Raw genomic sequence first — 16729 nt, forward strand, 5'->3', positions numbered from 1 at the left:
CGAGGGTGGTCAACTGCCCTTCCAGGAGGACAGCGCATGCGCGACGCAGCCATTGATGTGGTCGCTCAGCACGATCCTGGCGTTCTTGATGTCCCGCTTCAGCGCGCATTCCAGCAGGGCCTTGTGCTGGTTGATCGTCTCCGTGCCCCGATAACGCAGCGCATAGCGGAAGTATTTGTCGAACACGATCGCGTGGGTATGCATCAACTCGCGCGACCCGCAGCTCGAGATCAGCGCCTGGTGGAATTCGCCGTCATAGCGCTTGCGCAGCTCGGGATCGTCGCCCTCCTTGAGGACGGTGCGTTCGGTCGCCGCCAGCTTGTGATGCGCGGACACCACGCGGCCTTCCCACTCGACATCGCCGGCACGGAACGACTCGGCCATCGCGTGATGCTCGAGCAGGATGCGGAGGTCAGCGAGCTCGCGCAGGTTCTGGATCGAGATCGGCGCCACCTCGAAGCCGCGCTGGCCTTCGGCGACGACGAAGCCCTCTGACGTCAGGCGATTGAGGATCTCACGCAGCGTCGAGATGCTGACGCCATAGTCCTCCTTCATCGCATCGAGCTTGAGACGCCCGGATGGCGTGAGCACGCCGAAAATGATGTCGGACCGGATGCGCTGATAGCCGCTGTCGCCCGCCGACAAAGGCCGTTCCTCAAGTGCCGTCATGCCTTCTGATCCCGCCTGTCCGGATCGCCGGCCGCCCCGCGAGCGGCCGAACCATCAATGTTGCCAGCAATATAGCAGACTTCCGACATCTGACGTCTACAAAAATATCATATAAATGTAAGATTGTCGGTTGTGGAATTATATGTATGATGTGTAAATAAACGGAGGGTGCGGAAAATGATGGCTTAAGCCGCCGTCCGTGCCCGGGCGAACAGGGAGGAATCGATGAGCTTGTTGGTACAGGCGCTGTCTGCGACGGCGATCTGCGTGGCGCTGACGGTTGGCGCGTCCGCCGCCGATGACATTCAGGAGCGGACGATCAGGTGGGGCCACCTGAACAACACCGATCACCCCGTCAGCTTTGGCGTGCAGAAGTTCGCCGAGATCCTGCTGGCGAGGAGCGGGGGCAAGATGAAGGTCCGCGAGTTCGCAGCCTCACAGCTCGGCAACGAATTGCAGCAGCAGTCCGCGCTGCGCGGCGGCACGCAGGAGATGCTGTCGGCCTCAACGACATCGCTCGCAACGGTCGTTCCGGAGTTCGGCCTGGTCGATTTCCCGTTCCTCTTCAACACGACCGAGCAGGCCGATGCTCTAGCGACCGGCAAATTCGGCAAGGCGATGCTCGATACGTTGCCATCGAAGGGGCTCGTCGGCCTGGGATATTGGGGCCTGGGCTTCCGCAACGTCACCAACAGTACCCGCCCGATCACCAAGCTCGAGGATTTCAGCGGCCTCAAGCTCCGTGTGATTCCGAACCCGGTCTATCTCGAAACCTTCGGGGCCTTTAAGGCCAATCCGGTCCCAATGGCCTTCGGTGAGCTGTATTCGGCGCTGGAGACCCGCACCGTCGACGGTCAGGAGAATCCCTACACGGTCATTCTCTCGAACAAATTCTACGAGGTGCAGAAATACGTTTCCGCCACCAACCACACCTTCACCCTGAACATCATTCTGGTGAGCAAGTCCTTCTGGGACAAGCTGTCGCCGACCGAGCAGCGCCTGATGCACGAGGCCTATGAAGAGAGTCGCGGCTATCAGAAGGAGCAGACGCGCCTGCAGACCGAAAAGGCGCTGGCAGAATTGCAGGCCAAGGGCATGCAGTACAACGCGATCGCTCCGGAACAGACCGACCGCATGCGCAAGACAGCGCAACCGGTGGCGGACAAGATCTCGGCCAATCTTCGTGCCGATACGGTGAAGCTCTTCAACGACGAAGTCGAGCGCATCCGCAAGGAAGTGAAGTAGTCGCTCCCCTCCATTACACAAGCGGCGGAGCCGGCCATTGGCCGGCTCACACCCCTCATTGCCTGGACGTCACGCATGGCGCGAGCTCTCGACCTCTATTGCATGTTCCTGAAGGCCGTCATCGCCGCCTGCCTTGCGGTCATGGTGGTCCTGGTCTTCGGCAACGTCGTGCTGCGTTACGGTTTCAACTCCGGCATCACGATTTCCGAGGAGCTGTCGCGCTGGCTGCTGGTCTGGCTGACGTTCCTCGGCGCGATCGTCGCGATGCGCGAGCACGCCCATCTCGGCGTCGACACCTTGATCCGCAAGTTGCCGGCCTCCGGCAAGCGCATCTGCTTCGTCCTCAACTACTGCCTGATGCTGTTTGCCGACTGGCTGCTGCTCTCCGGCAGCTGGCGCCAGACCATCATCAACCTGGATGATCGCGCGCCGGCCACCGGTCTTTCGATGGGCATCTTCTACGCGGTGGGCGTGATCTTCGGCGTGTCGACCGCAGTCATCCTTCTATACGACCTGTACCGGGTGATCAGCGGGCAGGCGAGCGAGGAGGAGATGGTGGCCGTCCGGGAGTCGGAGGAGCAATGACGTCTTCCATCGCCCTCGTGCCTGCTCATCCCCTTCGCGTCACCTGGATCATGCCATGACGATCGCCGTCTTCACCTTCTCGTTGCTCGGCGCCATGGCGCTGGGCATGCCGATCGCCTTTGCGCTCCTCATCTGCGGCGTCGCCCTGATGAGCACGATCGACATGTTCGACTCCCAGATCGTGGCGCAGAACGTCATCAACGGCGCGGACAGCTTTCCGCTGATGGCCATTCCCTTCTTCATGCTCGCCGGCGAGATCATGAACAAGGGAGGGCTGGCCAAGCGCATCGTCAATGTCGCCCTCGTTGCTGTCGGGCATTTCCGCGGCGGTCTGGGCTACGTCACGATCATGGCAGCTTGTATCCTGTCGTCGCTGTCCGGGTCCGCAGCGGCTGACGCTGCCGCGCTCGCAGCGCTGCTGGTGCCGATGATGGTAGCAGCGGGACACAAGAAGACCTACGCAGCGGGCCTGGTCGCTGCCGGCGGTGTCATCGGTCCAGTCATTCCGCCCAGCATCGGCTTCGTGATCTTCGGCGTCGCCGCCAACGTATCGATCTCGAAACTGTTTCTCGCCGGCATCGTACCGGGTCTGCTGCTTGGATTGGGTCTCTGCGCCGCCTGGTACTGGGTCGTGCGCAAGGAAGACCTGAAGCCACCGCCGAAGGCCTCGCTGCGTACAGTCCTGTTCGCCGTCATCGATGGTTTCTGGGCGCTGATGCTGCCCGGGATCATCATCGTGGGTCTGCGCTTCGGCATCTTCACACCCACCGAGGCCGGCGTCGTTGTCGCCGTCTATTCGCTGTTCGTCGCGACCTGCATCTATCGCGAACTGAAATGGTCGGAACTGTATGCAGTCGTGGTGTCGTCTGCAGTGACGACAAGCGTCGTCATGTTCCTCGTCGCCGCGGCGCTGGTATCGTCCTGGCTCATCACGGTGTCCGAAATCTCCGCTCAGGTCGTCGATCTCCTGAAGCCTTTCATGGGCAACAACACGATCCTGATGCTCGCGATCATGGTCGTCGTGGTGATCGTGGGGACGGCGCTCGACATGACGCCGACGATCCTGATCCTGACGCCGATCCTGATGCCGATCATCAAGGCCGCGCATATCGACCCCGTTTATTTCGGTGTGCTGTTCATCATCAACAATTCCATCGGCCTGATCACACCACCGGTCGGCATTGTGCTCAACGTCGTCTGCGGCGTCTCCAGGATCAGCATGGAGGACATCATCAAGGGCGTCTGGCCCTTCATGATCGCGCAACTGATCGTCCTGTTCGCGATGGTGCTATTTCCCGGACTGGTGACGATCCCGGCGAGATGGTTCGGCGGCTAGCCGAGTAGCGTTGACAAAGGAGAGGCGAAAAATGGCCGCTAAAATCATGATCCTCAATGGACCGAATCTCAACTTTCTCGGGATCCGGGAGCCGCACATCTACGGCTCGACGACGCTGAAGCAGATCGAGGACAGCTGCCAGGTCCTGGCCGACCAGCTCGGCATCTCGATCTCGTTCCATCAGACCAACATGGAGGGTGAGCTCGTCAATCTGATCCAGTCCGCCCACGGCAAGGCGGATGCGATCATCATGAATCCGGCGGCCTATTCCTTCACCTCGATCGCGCTGATCGATGCGCTGAAGATCTTCGAGGGCGTGAAGATCGAGGTGCATATCTCGAACATCCATGCGCGCGACGAGCGTCACCGCCACTCGATCACGTCGAGCGCCTGTACGTCGGTCATTTGCGGCCTGGGTCCTTACGGCTACATCGCCGCGATCCTGGCGGCCGTTCAACGGCTTGGACAATTGCCTGAGACCATCCCGCCGGCCCTTCACGGGCTTGCCGCCGTCGGCAAGGCGTAAGGAGGAGAGCGACATGCGCGGAGCTGGATTTCTCGCCATCTGGAGCGACGTCGAGGCGCACGATCTGACCGATTACCAGCACTGGCTGACGCGAGAGCACACCACGGAGCGCGTGACGACCCGCGGCTTCCTGGCATCTCGTGTGTTCCGCGCGGCGAGGGACGACATCAACCGCTTCTTCATCCTGTACGAGCTGGAAGCGCCTGAGGTTCTCGATGGCGAGGCCTATCTGGCGCGCCTCAACGCGCCGACGCCGTGGTCGCAGCGCATCATGCCAAAGCTCGGCAACTTCATACGGGGCGGGGGCCTCATGGTCGCGCGGGCCGGACGGGGCGAGGGGGCCACGATCATGGCGCTGCGGATCGAAAACTTGCCGGCAGTCCCGCGAAAACTAGCTGAGGCGCTCGTTGCGTGCGACGGGGTCGCCGCCGTGCAGATCGGCACGACCGACGAGGCGCGGACATCGGTGCGGACGGCCGAGAAGGGCATGCGGAAGGAGGAGGGCTTTTTCGGCGGGCTTCTGCTGATCGAGGCGCTCGACGCGACCTCGCTGCAGGGCGCCTTGAGCCAGGCGCGCGTGATTGCACCTGAGGTCCTGAGCCGGGCGAGCGAGCCGGAAGTCTACCAGGGCATGTTCGCGCTCGACGCTCGCGTCGCGGATTTCGGCTGATGGCAAATTTCTCCCTCGCCACCCTGACCCTGCTCGAGTTTGCGCCGCCCGAGATGATCGAGCCGGCCGCCCGCCGTGGCTACGAAAAGGTCGGACTGAGACTGTTGCCCACAACGCCTGGCGGGTTGCCTATCGCCGGACGATGCGCCGCTCTCTCGGGAGACGCTGCAGCGGCTGCGGTCGACTGGGGTAACCGTCGCCGATCTCGAGGTCGTTGCGTTCGGGCCGGAGACGGACGTCGCTTCCTTCACTCCCTCCTTCGAGACGGGCGCGCCTCGGCGCGAAGAACATTCTCGTCACGGCCTACGATCCGGACCTTCCACGATGCTGCAAATCGATCGCTCCTGGGCGTGGGGCGATGCACACCAAGGAAGAAACGGCGGCATCTCCTCTCGGTGATCCTTCGCTTAATATGTTGCCCGCCCACCAGACAGGTCAAACACCGCGCCGGTCGAGAACGAACATTCATCGGAGGCGAGCCAGGCGACCAGTGCGGCGACCTCTTCCGGCCGCCCGGCGCGACCAAGCGGGATCTTTGCCAGCACATTGCGGTACGCTTCATCCGACATCTGCTTGACGAGCTCGGTGGCGATCACGGCTGGTGCAACCGCGTTTACGCGAATCTCCGTGCCCGCCAGCTCCTTGCCGAGTGATTTCGTGAGCGCGATCACGGCGGCCTTGGCCGCGGAGTAACCGGTCATGCCGGCATTGCCTTCCTTGCCGGCGATCGAGGCCAGGTTGACGATGCGCCCGGCGTTTCGTTGCCGCATCGGCGGCACGGCGGCCTTGCAGCAGAGGAAGGTGCTGGTGAGGTTGACGTCGAGCACGCGCCGCCAGTCGGCGAGGCCGTAGTGCTCGATGTTGACGGTCGGTCCGGTGATGCCTGCGGCATTGACCAGCACGTCGATCTGACCGAAGCGCCCGATGAGCACCGCCATCGCCTTGTTGACGGCCGCTTCGCTGGTGAGATCAATGCGGGAGTCCGCGCCCTCCGCCAAGTCCCAGACGATCACGGTCGCGCCGGCAGAGATGAGCCGTGCACGCACCGCCTGGCCGATGCCGCCGCAGCCGCCTGCGACGACGGCGATGCGTCCTGCGAAATCGAGTCCGGTCATGCTGTAACCCTTCCTTCCGCGGCCTCGGCTACGATCCGGCGAGCCGCAGCAAGCGCACGGCGGCCCCATTCCTCCGCGCCAAGCTTTGGCAGCCATTCGTCGTTCGGGATTTCAAGGCTCAGCGGCAGATCGCCGGGTAATGCGCGGACCAATCCGCGCAGATCGATGGCACCGTCTCCCGGCAAGAGCCGGGCGCATCGCGCGGTGTGGATCAGCTCGTCATTGGTTGCGGGAATGCCGGCCGGAGCGTCGCAGAGCTGGGCATAGCTGAGGAGCTGCCGCGGCAGGCTTGCGATCTCGTCAAGCGAAGTCGCCGAGCGTGCGGCGTGCAGCGAGTCGACCAAAATGCGGCCGTTCGGCTCACCGGCATTGGTCACGATGCGGAGCGCAGCCTTTGCGTTCTTCACCGCGGTCCACGGCATGAATTCGAGATCGGCGGTGAGGCCATAGGGCGCCGCGGCGCGGCAGAACGCAGCGAACGATTCCGTCAGGCGCGCTTCGTCCGGATCGTCACCGGCGACCAGAATGGCGCGCGCCTTCAGCCTGCCGGCGGTCTCGAGGAACGAGGCAAACTGGTCGGCCTTGAAATCCGCGCCGAGCCGCGCGATCTCGACGTCGAACACGGGCACGCCGGTGTCGTCGATCCGGCGGATGGTCTCGCGCAGCATCGCGGCGTCGGTCGCGAGCGGCGAGAAATCGCCGCTGGGCGCCGCGGGTGCGATGCGAACGCCGATCGCCTGGTAACCGAGCTTCTTGGCCAGCACCACTGCGTCGGGCGGCGCCAGCGGTACCGACGTGAGATAGGCGAGCGAATAAACGCGCGTCATGGCGATCGCCTCAGGCCAGAGGCGAGATGGCGGTCGGCAGCGCCACGATCGAGCGCATGTCGCCGGTCAGCCAGTCGGGCCCGCCCTTCGGCGGCCAGACACCCTTGGCGACAGACTCGGCGCGCACTGCGGCGCGCGAATCGAGGCTCGCGAACGGCCAGATATGGGTAAAGCGCGGCGGTCCGTCGAGCGAATACATGGCGATCGACAGCGGCGACAGCTTGACGCGCTCCGGTATCGCCGCTTCCCACGCCGCGATCGTCGGTGCGACACCGCCATGCTTGAGCCGGTAGGTACGGATTTCATAGACGTTGCCGTACCTGCCCGGCGCGACCGGCGGCAAGAACGGAAACGGTGCATAGGTGTCGAAATTCAGCTGGGTGATGGCATCGCCCGCGTTGAAGGGATTGGGCGTGCGCAGTGCGCGTTCGCGCTCGCTGCGCCAGGCCTCGTGATCTGCAAAGGAGCGTAGCACCAGGAGCTGATTGAGGTCGCTGATCTCGCTGGCCCAGCAGCCGAGCAGCGAGCCTTTGGCCTCCGATGCTCCGACATACTCGCCAATTCCGGCCACGGCCTTTGCCGCGGTTCCGAGCTTCACCGTCAGCGTCGCGATCTCGTAGAGCATGTTGTCTCTCCTTGCGGTCATGCGGCTGCCGACCTGTTGTTCCTGAGCGGAATTCCACTGGCGTGATGAGCGGCGATGTAGCCGAACGTCATGGCCGGACCGAGCGTGATGCCGCCGGAGGGGTAGCGGCCGGCCATGATGCTCGCCATGTCATTGCCGACGGCATAGAGGCCGTCGATCGGCTTGTGTTCGGCATCGAGCACCCGGGCGTGCTCGTCCGTGTCGAGGCCGGCGAACGTGCCGAGGCTGCCGGCAACGATCTTCACGGCGTAGAACGGACCGGCTTCGATCGGCGCGACACACGGGTTCGGCTGATGCGCCATGTCGCCCTGCACGCGATTATAAAGCGTGTCGCCGCGGCCGAAGGCGGGATCCTCGCCGCGCGCGGCAAAGCCGTTATAGCGCTCGATCGTCGCGCGCAATCCGGAAGCGGAGATGCCACAGGCGCTGGCAAGCGCCTCGATGCTCGCGCCGCGCTTCAGGTAGCCGTTGCGCAGCCAGGGCATGATTGGGAACGGCATCGGGCGGACGCGGCCGAGCCCATAGCGCCTGAGGAATTTCGCGTCGCAGATGGCCCAGGCCTCCGCCGGCCGGCCCGCAGGCGTGGCGGCAAACAGCGCCTTCATCACGTCGTGATAGGAATCGGCCTCGTTGGCAAAGCGCGTTCCGTCGTCTCGCACCATTATCAGTCCTGGCTTGGCGCGCTCGATCAGATGCGGGAAGTGGCCGACCGAACCGTCGCGATGCGGCACCAGCGACACCGGCGCCCAGGCGCCGTTATCGGACAGGTCGGTTCGCGTTCGTCCGCCGGCGGTCTCGCCAAGGTGGATGCCATCACCGGTGTTGCTCTCCGGCGCCGCCGACCAGTGTTCGCGCCCGGTCGGCGCATGCGGAAACAGAGCCGCCTTTCGTGCGGTGTCATGCGGGAAGCCGCCGCAGGCGAGGACGACGCCGCGCCGGGCGCGGATGTCGAGCGGTGCGCCGTCATGGATGATGCGGGCGCCGGCGATGCGAGGCCCTTCGGACAGCAGCGTCTGCGCCGGAGCTGCCGTCATGATCCTGACGCCGAGATCGTCGGCGGACTTCACCAGTCGCGCGATCAGCGCATTGCCATTGACCAGATGCATGCCGCGACCGAAGCGCAGCACGTCGAGCAGGTGACGGGCAAGGCGGCGTGCGACGTGCAGGAACGAGGTCAGCGACGAATGAGAGTTGAGGAAGTGCCGCAGGTCCGCGCCCGAGGCGATCCCCATGCCAAAGGGCGAAGTCTCTGCGAGTGGCGGCTTGAGATCCCGAATGCGCGGTCCGAGCGCGCGGCCGTCGAACGGCGCGGCGCACACCGAGCGTCCGCCGGTTGCGGCGCCCGGTGTCTTGCCGTGAAAATCCGGGATGGCATTGCCTTCGATGAAGGCGAGCTGCGTCTCGCTACTGAAGAAATCGACCATGCGCGGGCCCTGATCGAGAAACATTTCGATGCGGGTCTGGTCATATCCCTCGGCCAGCTCGTTGCTCAGATAGAGCTTCGGCTGGTCTTGGGGCTCGACGATGCCGGCTCCTTGCGCGAGCGGGTTACGCGGAATCCACATCCAGCCGCCGGACCAGGCGGTGGTGCCGCCGAGCTGCGCCTCTTTCTCGACCACCACGACGTCGAGGCCGAGCACGGCGGCGGTGACAGCCGTGGACAGGCCTCCAGCGCCCGAACCGATAACGAGCAGATCGCAGTCGAGGCGTTGACCGTTGTCCATGAAGGTCTGTCTCTCGGCCTGCCTACGCGGCGTTGCGCGCATGTGCCTCGCCGAGAGCATGGCGCACGGCACGGTAGGCGAAGGTGATAGCCGGGCCAATGGTGATGCCCGGTCCGGGATAGGTCCCGCCCATGATGGAGTTCGCCTCGTTGCCGCACGCATAGAGGCCCGTGATCGGCCGGCCGTCGGCCCGCGTCACTTGCGCCCACTCGTCGATGACAAGCCCGGTCGCAGCACCGATATCGCCGGGATAGAGTCGCACCGCGTAGTAGGGCGCAGCCGCGATCGGGCCCAGCGTCGGATTGGGGCCGACTGTGGCGTCGCCGTTGACCCGGTGATAGGGCGTGGTGCCGCGGCCAAATTCGTCATCCTTGCCGCTTGCGGCATAGCGGTTCATCGCGGCGATGGTGTTTTCGAGGTTGGCCACGGGCACGCCGATCTTGCCGGCGAGTTCCGCAATCGTCGCGCCCTCGGTCAGGTAGCCGTCGGCGAGATAGGGAGCGAGGTTGCCGGTCCCCATGCGCACCATGCCGAGGCCATATTTCTTCAAGCCGACCGCGTCGGTGATGATGAAGCAAGGAATGCAAGGCACGGTCTTGTTGTGCTCGAACATCGCGCGCCCGAACAGATGATAGGAGACGGATTCGTTGACGAAGCGCCGTCCGGTCTGGTCGACACAGACGGTGCCGGGCTTGCTTCGGTCCATTACGAAATGCGGAAAGCTCGCGGTGCTGCCGTCGGAGCGGCGCCGGATCGAGACCGGAGCCCAGAACGCGCTGTCGAGATTGCCTTCGCCGAGGCGTGCGCCAAGTCGCAACGCGATGTCCTGCATGGCGCCGGTGTGTCCCGGTGCCGAAGGGCTGTGGCTCTCGCCCTGCGGCAGCAATTCGCCGCGTCGCTGCGGATGCCTGTTGAAACCGCCGGCGGCCAGCACGACGCCGCGGGTCGCCGCGACCTGCCGCGTTGTGGTGCCCGAGCTGAGCTTTGCGCCGGTGACGGCGCCGTTCTCGGTTACGAGGTCCTGCACTTCGGTACGGAGCACAATGTCCACACCGCGGGCGTTCAGCGACGCCAGGAAGCGGCCGATCAACGCGTTGCCCATCACCAGTCGCGATCCGCGCCGACCCTTCAGCCTGTCACCGGCGTAGTGTGCCAAAATACTGGCCGCGTGGACAAAGGAGCGCGCCGACTTCCGGATGGCGAGGAGATGACCGATGTCGGTGCGATCGACCATCATGCCGCCGAAAATCGTGAACTCCGGAATCGGCGGGCGAATCTTGTCGAGATCGGCGCCGAGGCCGCGGCCGTCATACGGGACCGGCTCCAGTGCGCGGCCGCGCATGGTCGCGCCCTCGAACTGCTGCTCGTAATCGGGATGGGTCGCATAGGGGCGGAACTTGACTTCGCTGTTGGCCTCGAGCGTTGCGACCGCCTCCGGCGCGCTGTCCAGGAATGCCTCGCGCATCGTCGCGGGCGAATGGTTGCCGACCACGCCGTCGAGGAACTTGCGGACCTTCTCCCGGCTGTCGTCGGGATTGACGGTTTTGGAATGGTGCGAGTTCGGCATCCAGGTGGTCGCTGCCGACATCGCGCTGGTGCCGCCGACATATTCGGTGCGCTCGACCACGAGGACCTTGCGGCCCTCGATCGCTGCGAACAGTGCGGCGGCCATGCCGGCGGCTCCGGAGCCGATCACGATGAGGTCGTAGCGCGCGTCGGGTGAAATTGCGTCGATGGTCTTGAACATGGCGCTCACCTCGATCCGTCGCGTACAAGCAGGAAGTCGATCATGGAGCTTTGCAGCGCATTGTACATGTCGGTGCCGGTCGAGGTCGGGCACCCCAGGAGTCGCGCCGCCTCGACGAGCGGGGAGACCGCGGGGCTGGTGATGACGCAGCCGACGAACGTCCCGGGCTTGAGCTTCGACACGTCGACCGGAAGCGGATCGCCAGCCTTCATGCCAAGCGGAGTTGCGTTGGCGACCAGATCGAAATTGGATGGATCTGCAGAGCCGGCATGGATCTCGGCCCGGCGCAGGGTCGTCAGCTTCGCGATCAGCTGATCGCGGCGGGCGACGTCGTTGTCGTGAATTGCGAGCGAGCGAACGCCGGCCTCGACCAGGGCCATGGCGATCGCCGAACCCGCGCCGCCGGCGCCGACGAGAAGGGCGCGCTTGCGGGTGGGATCGCCGCCATTGGCGAGCACCGCGCCGACGAAGCCGAGCCCGTCGACGATGTCACCGTCCCAGCCGCCTTCGGGCCGCCGGCGCATGATGTTGACGGATCCGAGCAGGCGGGATCGTTCGGTGGAGCTGGCGCAGAATTCGAAGCAGGCGAATTTGTGCGGGACCGTCACGATGATGCCGTCGAGATTGCGGATCTCCGTTGCCGCCGTCAGGAGGCCGTTCAGATGGGCGCTGTCGACCTGCACGGGGACCAGAATTCCGTCGTAACCCCGATCGACGAAGGCCTTGGTGACGCCGCCGGGCGACTTCACCTGTGCGATGGGATCACCGACAATGATGTTGAGGCGGGTTGCCCCGGTCAGGTTCAGGCTGATCATCTTTTTTTCTCTTGTTGTTAAGCCGCTCCGCGGGCCTGAGCCGCTTCGGTCTGGACGACGCCAAGCAGCCGGGCCTGCAATTCGTGATCGCGTTCGAGGATCGTCGCGTCACCGCTGAAGGCGATCTGGCCATTCACCAGGACATAGGCCCGATCGACGATGGGAAGGACGAGCTCTGCATGGTGCTCGACAATGACCATGGCGACCTCGCCGCGCAGCTTGATGAGGGCGTCCATGACCTCCTTGACCACGGCTGGCGCAAGGCCCTCGAAGGGCTCGTCGAGCAGGATCAGCCTGCTCGGAACCATGAGCGCACGCGCGATTGCGACCATCTGGCGTTCGCCGCCTGACAGACTTTCGGCCTTGGCGGAACGACGTTCACGCAGGCGCGGGAACAGCTCGAACACCGCATTCAGTGCGAGGCCGCCTGGACGCGCGGCGAGCTGCAGGTTTTCGGTGACGGTCAGGTTGGGGAACAGCCTGCGTCCCTCTGGCACCAGGGAGATGCCGAGCCGGTTGATCTCATAGGGCTTGAGGCGTGCAATCGGCCTGCCTTCGAAGACAATATCGCCGTTGCTGATGGTGAGCGTCCCGCAGAGGCTGCGCAGCAGCGTCGTCTTGCCGACGCCGTTGCGGCCGAGCAGGGCGACGGCTTCGCCGGCGTGCACGGTGAGGTCTACGGATTCGAGCACCGTGCTGCCGCCGTAGCCCGCGGAGACGCGATTGGCCTCGAGCAGGACCGCGGCGCGGGCATGGGCGATGCGCTCGATCGCCGCAGGCGGAGCCTGCGCACCGTCCTTGGCGGCGCCGAGATAGGCCGCAATCACGTCGGGATTGGCGGCAACCTCCGAGGGCTTTCCGTCGGCGATCATGCGTCCCTGGTGAAGCACCGAGATGCGGTCGGAGATCGCGAGCACGCGGTCGATGTCATGCTCGATCAGCAGCACGCCGTGGGTCTGCGCGAGCTTCTTGATCAGGTCGGCAACGATGACACGGTCGGCTTCCGCAAGCCCCGCCAGCGGCTCGTCGAGCAGCAGCAGCTTGGAATCGATCGCAAGCGTGATTCCGATCTCGAGCAGCCGTTTCGCGCCGTGCGGAAGATTGACGCATTGTTCGGCCGCGACGTCGGCAAGGCCGACGGCATCGAGGATCGACCATGTCCGGGCGTTGATCGCATCCAGGGCATAGGCATCGGTGAGCAACCGGCCCGATCCCTTGCGCTGGGCCTGCACCGCCACGCGGACGTTCTCGAAGACGGTCAGGTTCGGAAAGACCGACAGGATCTGGAACGAGCGGCCGATGCCGAGGCGGGCCCGCGCATGCATCGGCAACTGGGTCACCTCCGTGCCGTCGAACACGATGCGTCCGCCGCTGGGCTTCAGCGCGCCAGACAGCATGTTGAAGAACGTGGTCTTGCCGGCGCCGTTCGGTCCGATGATGCTGTGAAGCACACCACAGCGGACCTCGAGGTCGATGCTCTTGGCTGTCACGAGGCTGCCGAAATTCTTGCTCAGCCTGAGCGTCTGGAGCAACAGCTTGCCGCGCTCAAACCCGGCGGCGCTGCTCGCAAACGGGGCGATCACGGCAGGACGCGGCGGGATATCGGGGCGGACGAGTGTCCAGCGCTGCCGGCCGAGCAGCCGCTGCCAGAGGCCCTGCATGCCTTCCGGGGAGGTCAGTGCGAACAGCATCAGGATCGGCGCGAAGACCAGCCACCAGTTCTCGGTGATGGCCGACAGGCGGTCCTCGAGCAGAATGAATGCAATGGCTCCCCAGAGCGGCCCAAGGGCGTGGTGAACGCCGCCGAGGACGGTCATCAGCAGGGAATCGCCGGCGTGTTGCCAGCTCAGATTGTTGGCGTAAACGCCTTCCAGCATCAGGGTCAGCAACGCGCCGCCGAGGCCGACGAAGGTGCCGGTCAGGATCAATGCACTGTGACGGAAGCGGTGGACATCATAACCGAGACTGCTCGCGCGCTGTTCATTGTCTCTTATCGCCTGCAGGACGCGGCCGAAGGGGGAATGCGCAATCCGCCACAGCAGCCATATGCAGGCCACGGTGACCGCCACCACGAAGATATGAAACGACCACGCGCTGGTGAAACTCGTGCGGTGGACGCTCTGCAGTCCGTTCTCGCCGCCGGTCACGGCCGTCCATTTGAACGCAATCTCGAACGCGATCTGGGAGAAGGCGAGGGTGAGCAGCGAGAAATACAGGCCTTTGCGGCGAAGGATAATGGCTCCGATCGCGAGCGCGAGCACGGCAGAGAATGCCGTCGCGAACAGCAGCGAGACGAGGTCGTTGCCGTAGCGTCCGAGGATGAAGAAGGCGGCCGCATAGCTCGCGCAGCCGAAGAACACCGACGCACCGAACGGAACGAGACCGGTGTAGCCGACGAGCAGGTTCACGCCGGCGCCATAGAGCGTGTAGATCGCGATCTGCGTGATCAGCGAGATCGGCGAGCCGAGCTGCGACCAGAGCGCGGTCAGTGCGGCAAAGACGAGGGCGGCGACGACCGCCGGATGACGTAGCGCAGAAAGATGTGTCACTCGAACCTCTCCCAGCGTTCACCGAACAGCCCGCGCGGGCGGATGAGGAGAATGGCGGCCATCAGAATGTACATGGCGGCTCCCGACCATTCCGGTTGGAACTGAATGGTCATGGCCGTGGTTATGCCGACCAGGAGGCCAGCCACGATGGCGCCGAGGAAGGAGCCGAGACCGCCGATGGTCACGATGACGAAGGCGGGCATGATGGCGCCGGCGGCCATCGACGGCGTGATGGTCCAGAGCGGCGCCGCCAGCAATCCGCCGAGGCCGGCGAGCAGGCAGCCGATGCTGAACACCCCGGTGAAGACGATCGGCAGGTTGATGCCGAGCAGGCCGACCATCTCGGGATCGCGCGATCCGGCGCGGATGATCCGACCATAGGGCGTGTAGGCGAGAAACGCCCAGAACAGCACGAGCACGAGGACCGTCGTGGCCAGCACGAACATCCGGTACTTGGTGATCAGGATCGGGCCATATTCGACGAAGCCCGCGAGGAATTTTGGCGCGGCAAACGGCACCGGCGCGCCGCCGAAGATCAGCCGCAGCACGGCCTCTGCCAACAGCGCGAGGGCGAAGGTCAGGATCAGTCCGAGCAGCGGCTCGTTGCCGTAGAGATGCCGGATCAGGACCATCTCGACGACCACGCCGATCAGGCCGGTCAGCAGGGGAGCCACGAGCGCGGCCCACCAGCCGAATTCCTTGTTCAGGGCATAGCGAGATAGGCTCCGATCGCGAAGAAGGCGCCATGGGCAAAATTGACGATGCCGAGCATCCCGAAGATGATCGACAGGCCGATCGCGATCAGCACATAGAGGAAGCCCAGCACCAGGCCATTGACGGCCTGCGACAGGATCATATCGAGCATGGCGTCATCCGTTGTTAGGGCACGTCGCACGATGCCGCGGCCATCGGCCGTGACATCGTGCGACGCTTTGAAACGACGTCAGAGCGTGTCCATCTTGCAGGCGCTGTCGGCCTGCGCGCCGAAGGCCTTGGCGATGTCGTCCGGCGTCTTCGGCAGTTCGGCCTTGACGTCGAAATAGTCCCACTTGTCGGTGATCTTCGGGTGGATGCCCGCAACGAGGAGCCGGCTCGTCATCTGATGGTCGAAGTCGCGGTAGCCGATGTCCATGTCGCCGCGTCGATACTTCCAGCTCTCGAGCGCCTGGACGATGGCGCCGGGCTCGGTCGATTTCGCCACCTCGATGGAGTCGAGCAGGCTCTTCATGCCGAGCCAGCCCATCCAGGCCTTGTCGGCGGCCGGCCGGCTGTATTTCTTCTCGTAAGCCGCCGCCATAGCCTGTTCCTCGGGCGAATTGTTCGGATTCCTGTACCACCAGGTGATGGTGTAGAGGCCGTCGGCGGCCTCGGGGCCGACACCCCACAGATCGGTGTTGCCGACCGAAATCTCGGCGAAGGGAATCTTGCCCTTCATGCCGAGCTCGCTCCACTGCTTGAGGAAGGTGGTGAGGTCGCTGGCGGCAATGCCGCCGATCACGACATCGGGCTTGGCGGCGCGGATCTTCAGGATGAACGACGAATAATCCGGCGTTCCGACCGGGACTTCGTCGGCGCCGACGACCGTGCCGCCATTGGCGGTGATGTAGTCGGTGAAGGCGCGCTTGATGTCCTGGCCGAATGCGTAGGACGCGGTCAGCAGGTACCACTTCTTGCCGATCGACGCGCAATAGGGCGCAAGAATGCGCGCGTGCACGTCAACCGGCGGCTGGAGGCGGAAGGTGTATTTGTTGCAGGATTTGCCGGTCAGATCGCCGGTGGCCGCATTCGCCGCGACGTAGGGGATCTTGGCCTTCTTGGCGACCGACGAGATCGCAAGCGCGAACGACGACAGCGCACCGCCGACCATTCCGACGACCTTCTGCTCGCCGACGAGGCGCTCCGCGCTCTGCTGCGCGCCCTGCGGATTGGGTTCATCCAGCCAGACGATCTCCGCGGGCCGTCCCAGAAGCGTGTTGTTGCGTTGTTCCAGCGCGAGCATGCCGCCCTGGGCGAGATATTCCGCCTGATCGACGATCGATCCGGTCTTGGCCCAGATCATGCCGATCTTGATCGGTTCGGCGGCGGCGGCGTTGCCGATATAGGGCATGCCGAGGCGCGATGCGGCGAGCGATGTGGCGCCCAGCAGCAATCCGCGCCGGCCGATGCGTAAGCCTGTCGTTGCGAGCGCTTTCTTCTGTTCGGTCATTTTCGATCCTCCCCTTTCCCAAAAACCAGTCATTGCCGGTCGGCCGTACATGCGGCTCTTGCCGGAGGC

Annotated in this window: 16 protein-coding genes; 5 read left to right on the forward strand and 11 right to left on the reverse strand. The window is 64.5% G+C overall.

The window, feature by feature from the left end; all coding sequences use genetic code 11:
• Window positions 1–9: 9 nt before the first annotated feature.
• The gene (locus tag AYJ54_RS42315) at window positions 10–669 is read right to left on the reverse strand and encodes a GntR family transcriptional regulator (protein WP_063708409.1); all 660 of its coding nucleotides are present in this window, start codon (window positions 667–669) and stop codon (window positions 10–12) included.
• Between the two features lie 225 nt (window positions 670–894).
• Here AYJ54_RS42315 and AYJ54_RS42320 point away from each other — a divergent pair, with 225 nt between their 5' ends.
• The 5 genes from AYJ54_RS42320 (at window position 895) to AYJ54_RS42340 (ending at window position 5031) form a co-directional block, all read left to right on the forward strand.
• The gene (locus AYJ54_RS42320) at window positions 895–1914 is read left to right on the forward strand and encodes a TRAP transporter substrate-binding protein (RefSeq protein ID WP_063708410.1); all 1020 of its coding nucleotides are present in this window, start codon (window positions 895–897) and stop codon (window positions 1912–1914) included.
• A gap of 75 nt (window positions 1915–1989) precedes the next feature.
• On the forward strand, window positions 1990–2499 hold the full coding sequence (locus AYJ54_RS42325; protein ID WP_063708411.1) for a TRAP transporter small permease: 510 nt from the start codon (window positions 1990–1992) through the stop codon (window positions 2497–2499).
• 55 nt (window positions 2500–2554) lie between these two features.
• Window positions 2555–3835, forward strand: coding sequence for a TRAP transporter large permease (locus AYJ54_RS42330; protein ID WP_063708412.1), 1281 nt, complete (start codon window positions 2555–2557; stop codon window positions 3833–3835).
• A 31-nt stretch (window positions 3836–3866) separates the two neighbouring features.
• Entirely contained in the window at window positions 3867–4361 is a 495-nt protein-coding gene (locus AYJ54_RS42335; protein WP_063708413.1) for a type II 3-dehydroquinate dehydratase, read from the forward strand.
• 13 nt (window positions 4362–4374) lie between these two features.
• Window positions 4375–5031 carry a hypothetical protein gene (locus tag AYJ54_RS42340; RefSeq protein WP_063708414.1) on the forward strand — a complete coding sequence of 219 codons (657 nt, stop codon included), beginning with the start codon at window positions 4375–4377 and terminating at the stop codon, window positions 5029–5031.
• A 407-nt stretch (window positions 5032–5438) separates the two neighbouring features.
• On the opposite strand, the gene AYJ54_RS42345 is transcribed toward AYJ54_RS42340, so the two are convergent.
• From AYJ54_RS42345 to AYJ54_RS42385, 10 genes are all read right to left on the reverse strand, one after another.
• The gene (locus tag AYJ54_RS42345) at window positions 5439–6146 is read right to left on the reverse strand and encodes an SDR family oxidoreductase (RefSeq protein ID WP_063708415.1); all 708 of its coding nucleotides are present in this window, start codon (window positions 6144–6146) and stop codon (window positions 5439–5441) included.
• Entirely contained in the window at window positions 6143–6973 is an 831-nt protein-coding gene (locus AYJ54_RS42350; RefSeq protein ID WP_063708416.1) for a sugar phosphate isomerase/epimerase family protein, read from the reverse strand. The genes AYJ54_RS42345 and AYJ54_RS42350 overlap by 4 nt, the downstream gene beginning before the upstream one ends.
• 10 nt (window positions 6974–6983) lie before the next feature.
• Window positions 6984–7598 carry an NIPSNAP family protein gene (locus AYJ54_RS42355; protein WP_063708515.1) on the reverse strand — a complete coding sequence of 205 codons (615 nt, stop codon included), beginning with the start codon at window positions 7596–7598 and terminating at the stop codon, window positions 6984–6986.
• 17 nt (window positions 7599–7615) lie between these two features.
• Window positions 7616–9343, reverse strand: a complete 1728-nt coding sequence (locus AYJ54_RS42360) for an FAD-dependent oxidoreductase (RefSeq protein ID WP_063708516.1) — start codon at window positions 9341–9343, stop codon at window positions 7616–7618.
• 22 nt (window positions 9344–9365) lie between these two features.
• Window positions 9366–11090 (reverse strand): FAD-dependent oxidoreductase, encoded by a 1725-nt coding sequence (locus AYJ54_RS42365; RefSeq protein ID WP_063708517.1) that lies wholly within the window; start codon window positions 11088–11090, stop codon window positions 9366–9368.
• Window positions 11091–11095: 5 nt separating this feature from the next.
• Window positions 11096–11905: a shikimate dehydrogenase family protein gene (locus AYJ54_RS42370; RefSeq protein WP_063708417.1), complete on the reverse strand. Its 810-nt coding sequence runs from the start codon at window positions 11903–11905 to the stop codon at window positions 11096–11098.
• Between the two features lie 17 nt (window positions 11906–11922).
• A complete protein-coding gene (locus AYJ54_RS42375) occupies window positions 11923–14454 on the reverse strand; it encodes a branched-chain amino acid ABC transporter ATP-binding protein/permease (RefSeq protein ID WP_082906112.1) in 2532 nt (843 codons plus the stop codon).
• Window positions 14451–15128 carry a branched-chain amino acid ABC transporter permease gene (locus AYJ54_RS42380; RefSeq protein ID WP_283808768.1) on the reverse strand — a complete coding sequence of 226 codons (678 nt, stop codon included), beginning with the start codon at window positions 15126–15128 and terminating at the stop codon, window positions 14451–14453. The genes AYJ54_RS42375 and AYJ54_RS42380 overlap by 4 nt, the downstream gene beginning before the upstream one ends.
• A gap of 29 nt (window positions 15129–15157) precedes the next feature.
• Window positions 15158–15319 (reverse strand): ABC transporter permease subunit, encoded by a 162-nt coding sequence (locus AYJ54_RS53625; RefSeq protein ID WP_283808769.1) that lies wholly within the window; start codon window positions 15317–15319, stop codon window positions 15158–15160.
• Between the two features lie 78 nt (window positions 15320–15397).
• Window positions 15398–16660 (reverse strand): ABC transporter substrate-binding protein, encoded by a 1263-nt coding sequence (locus AYJ54_RS42385; RefSeq protein ID WP_063708419.1) that lies wholly within the window; start codon window positions 16658–16660, stop codon window positions 15398–15400.
• Window positions 16661–16729: the final 69 nt, after the last annotated feature.

The sequence above is a fragment of the Bradyrhizobium centrolobii genome (assembly GCF_001641635.1).
Taxonomy (GTDB): Bacteria; Pseudomonadota; Alphaproteobacteria; order Rhizobiales; family Xanthobacteraceae; genus Bradyrhizobium; species Bradyrhizobium centrolobii.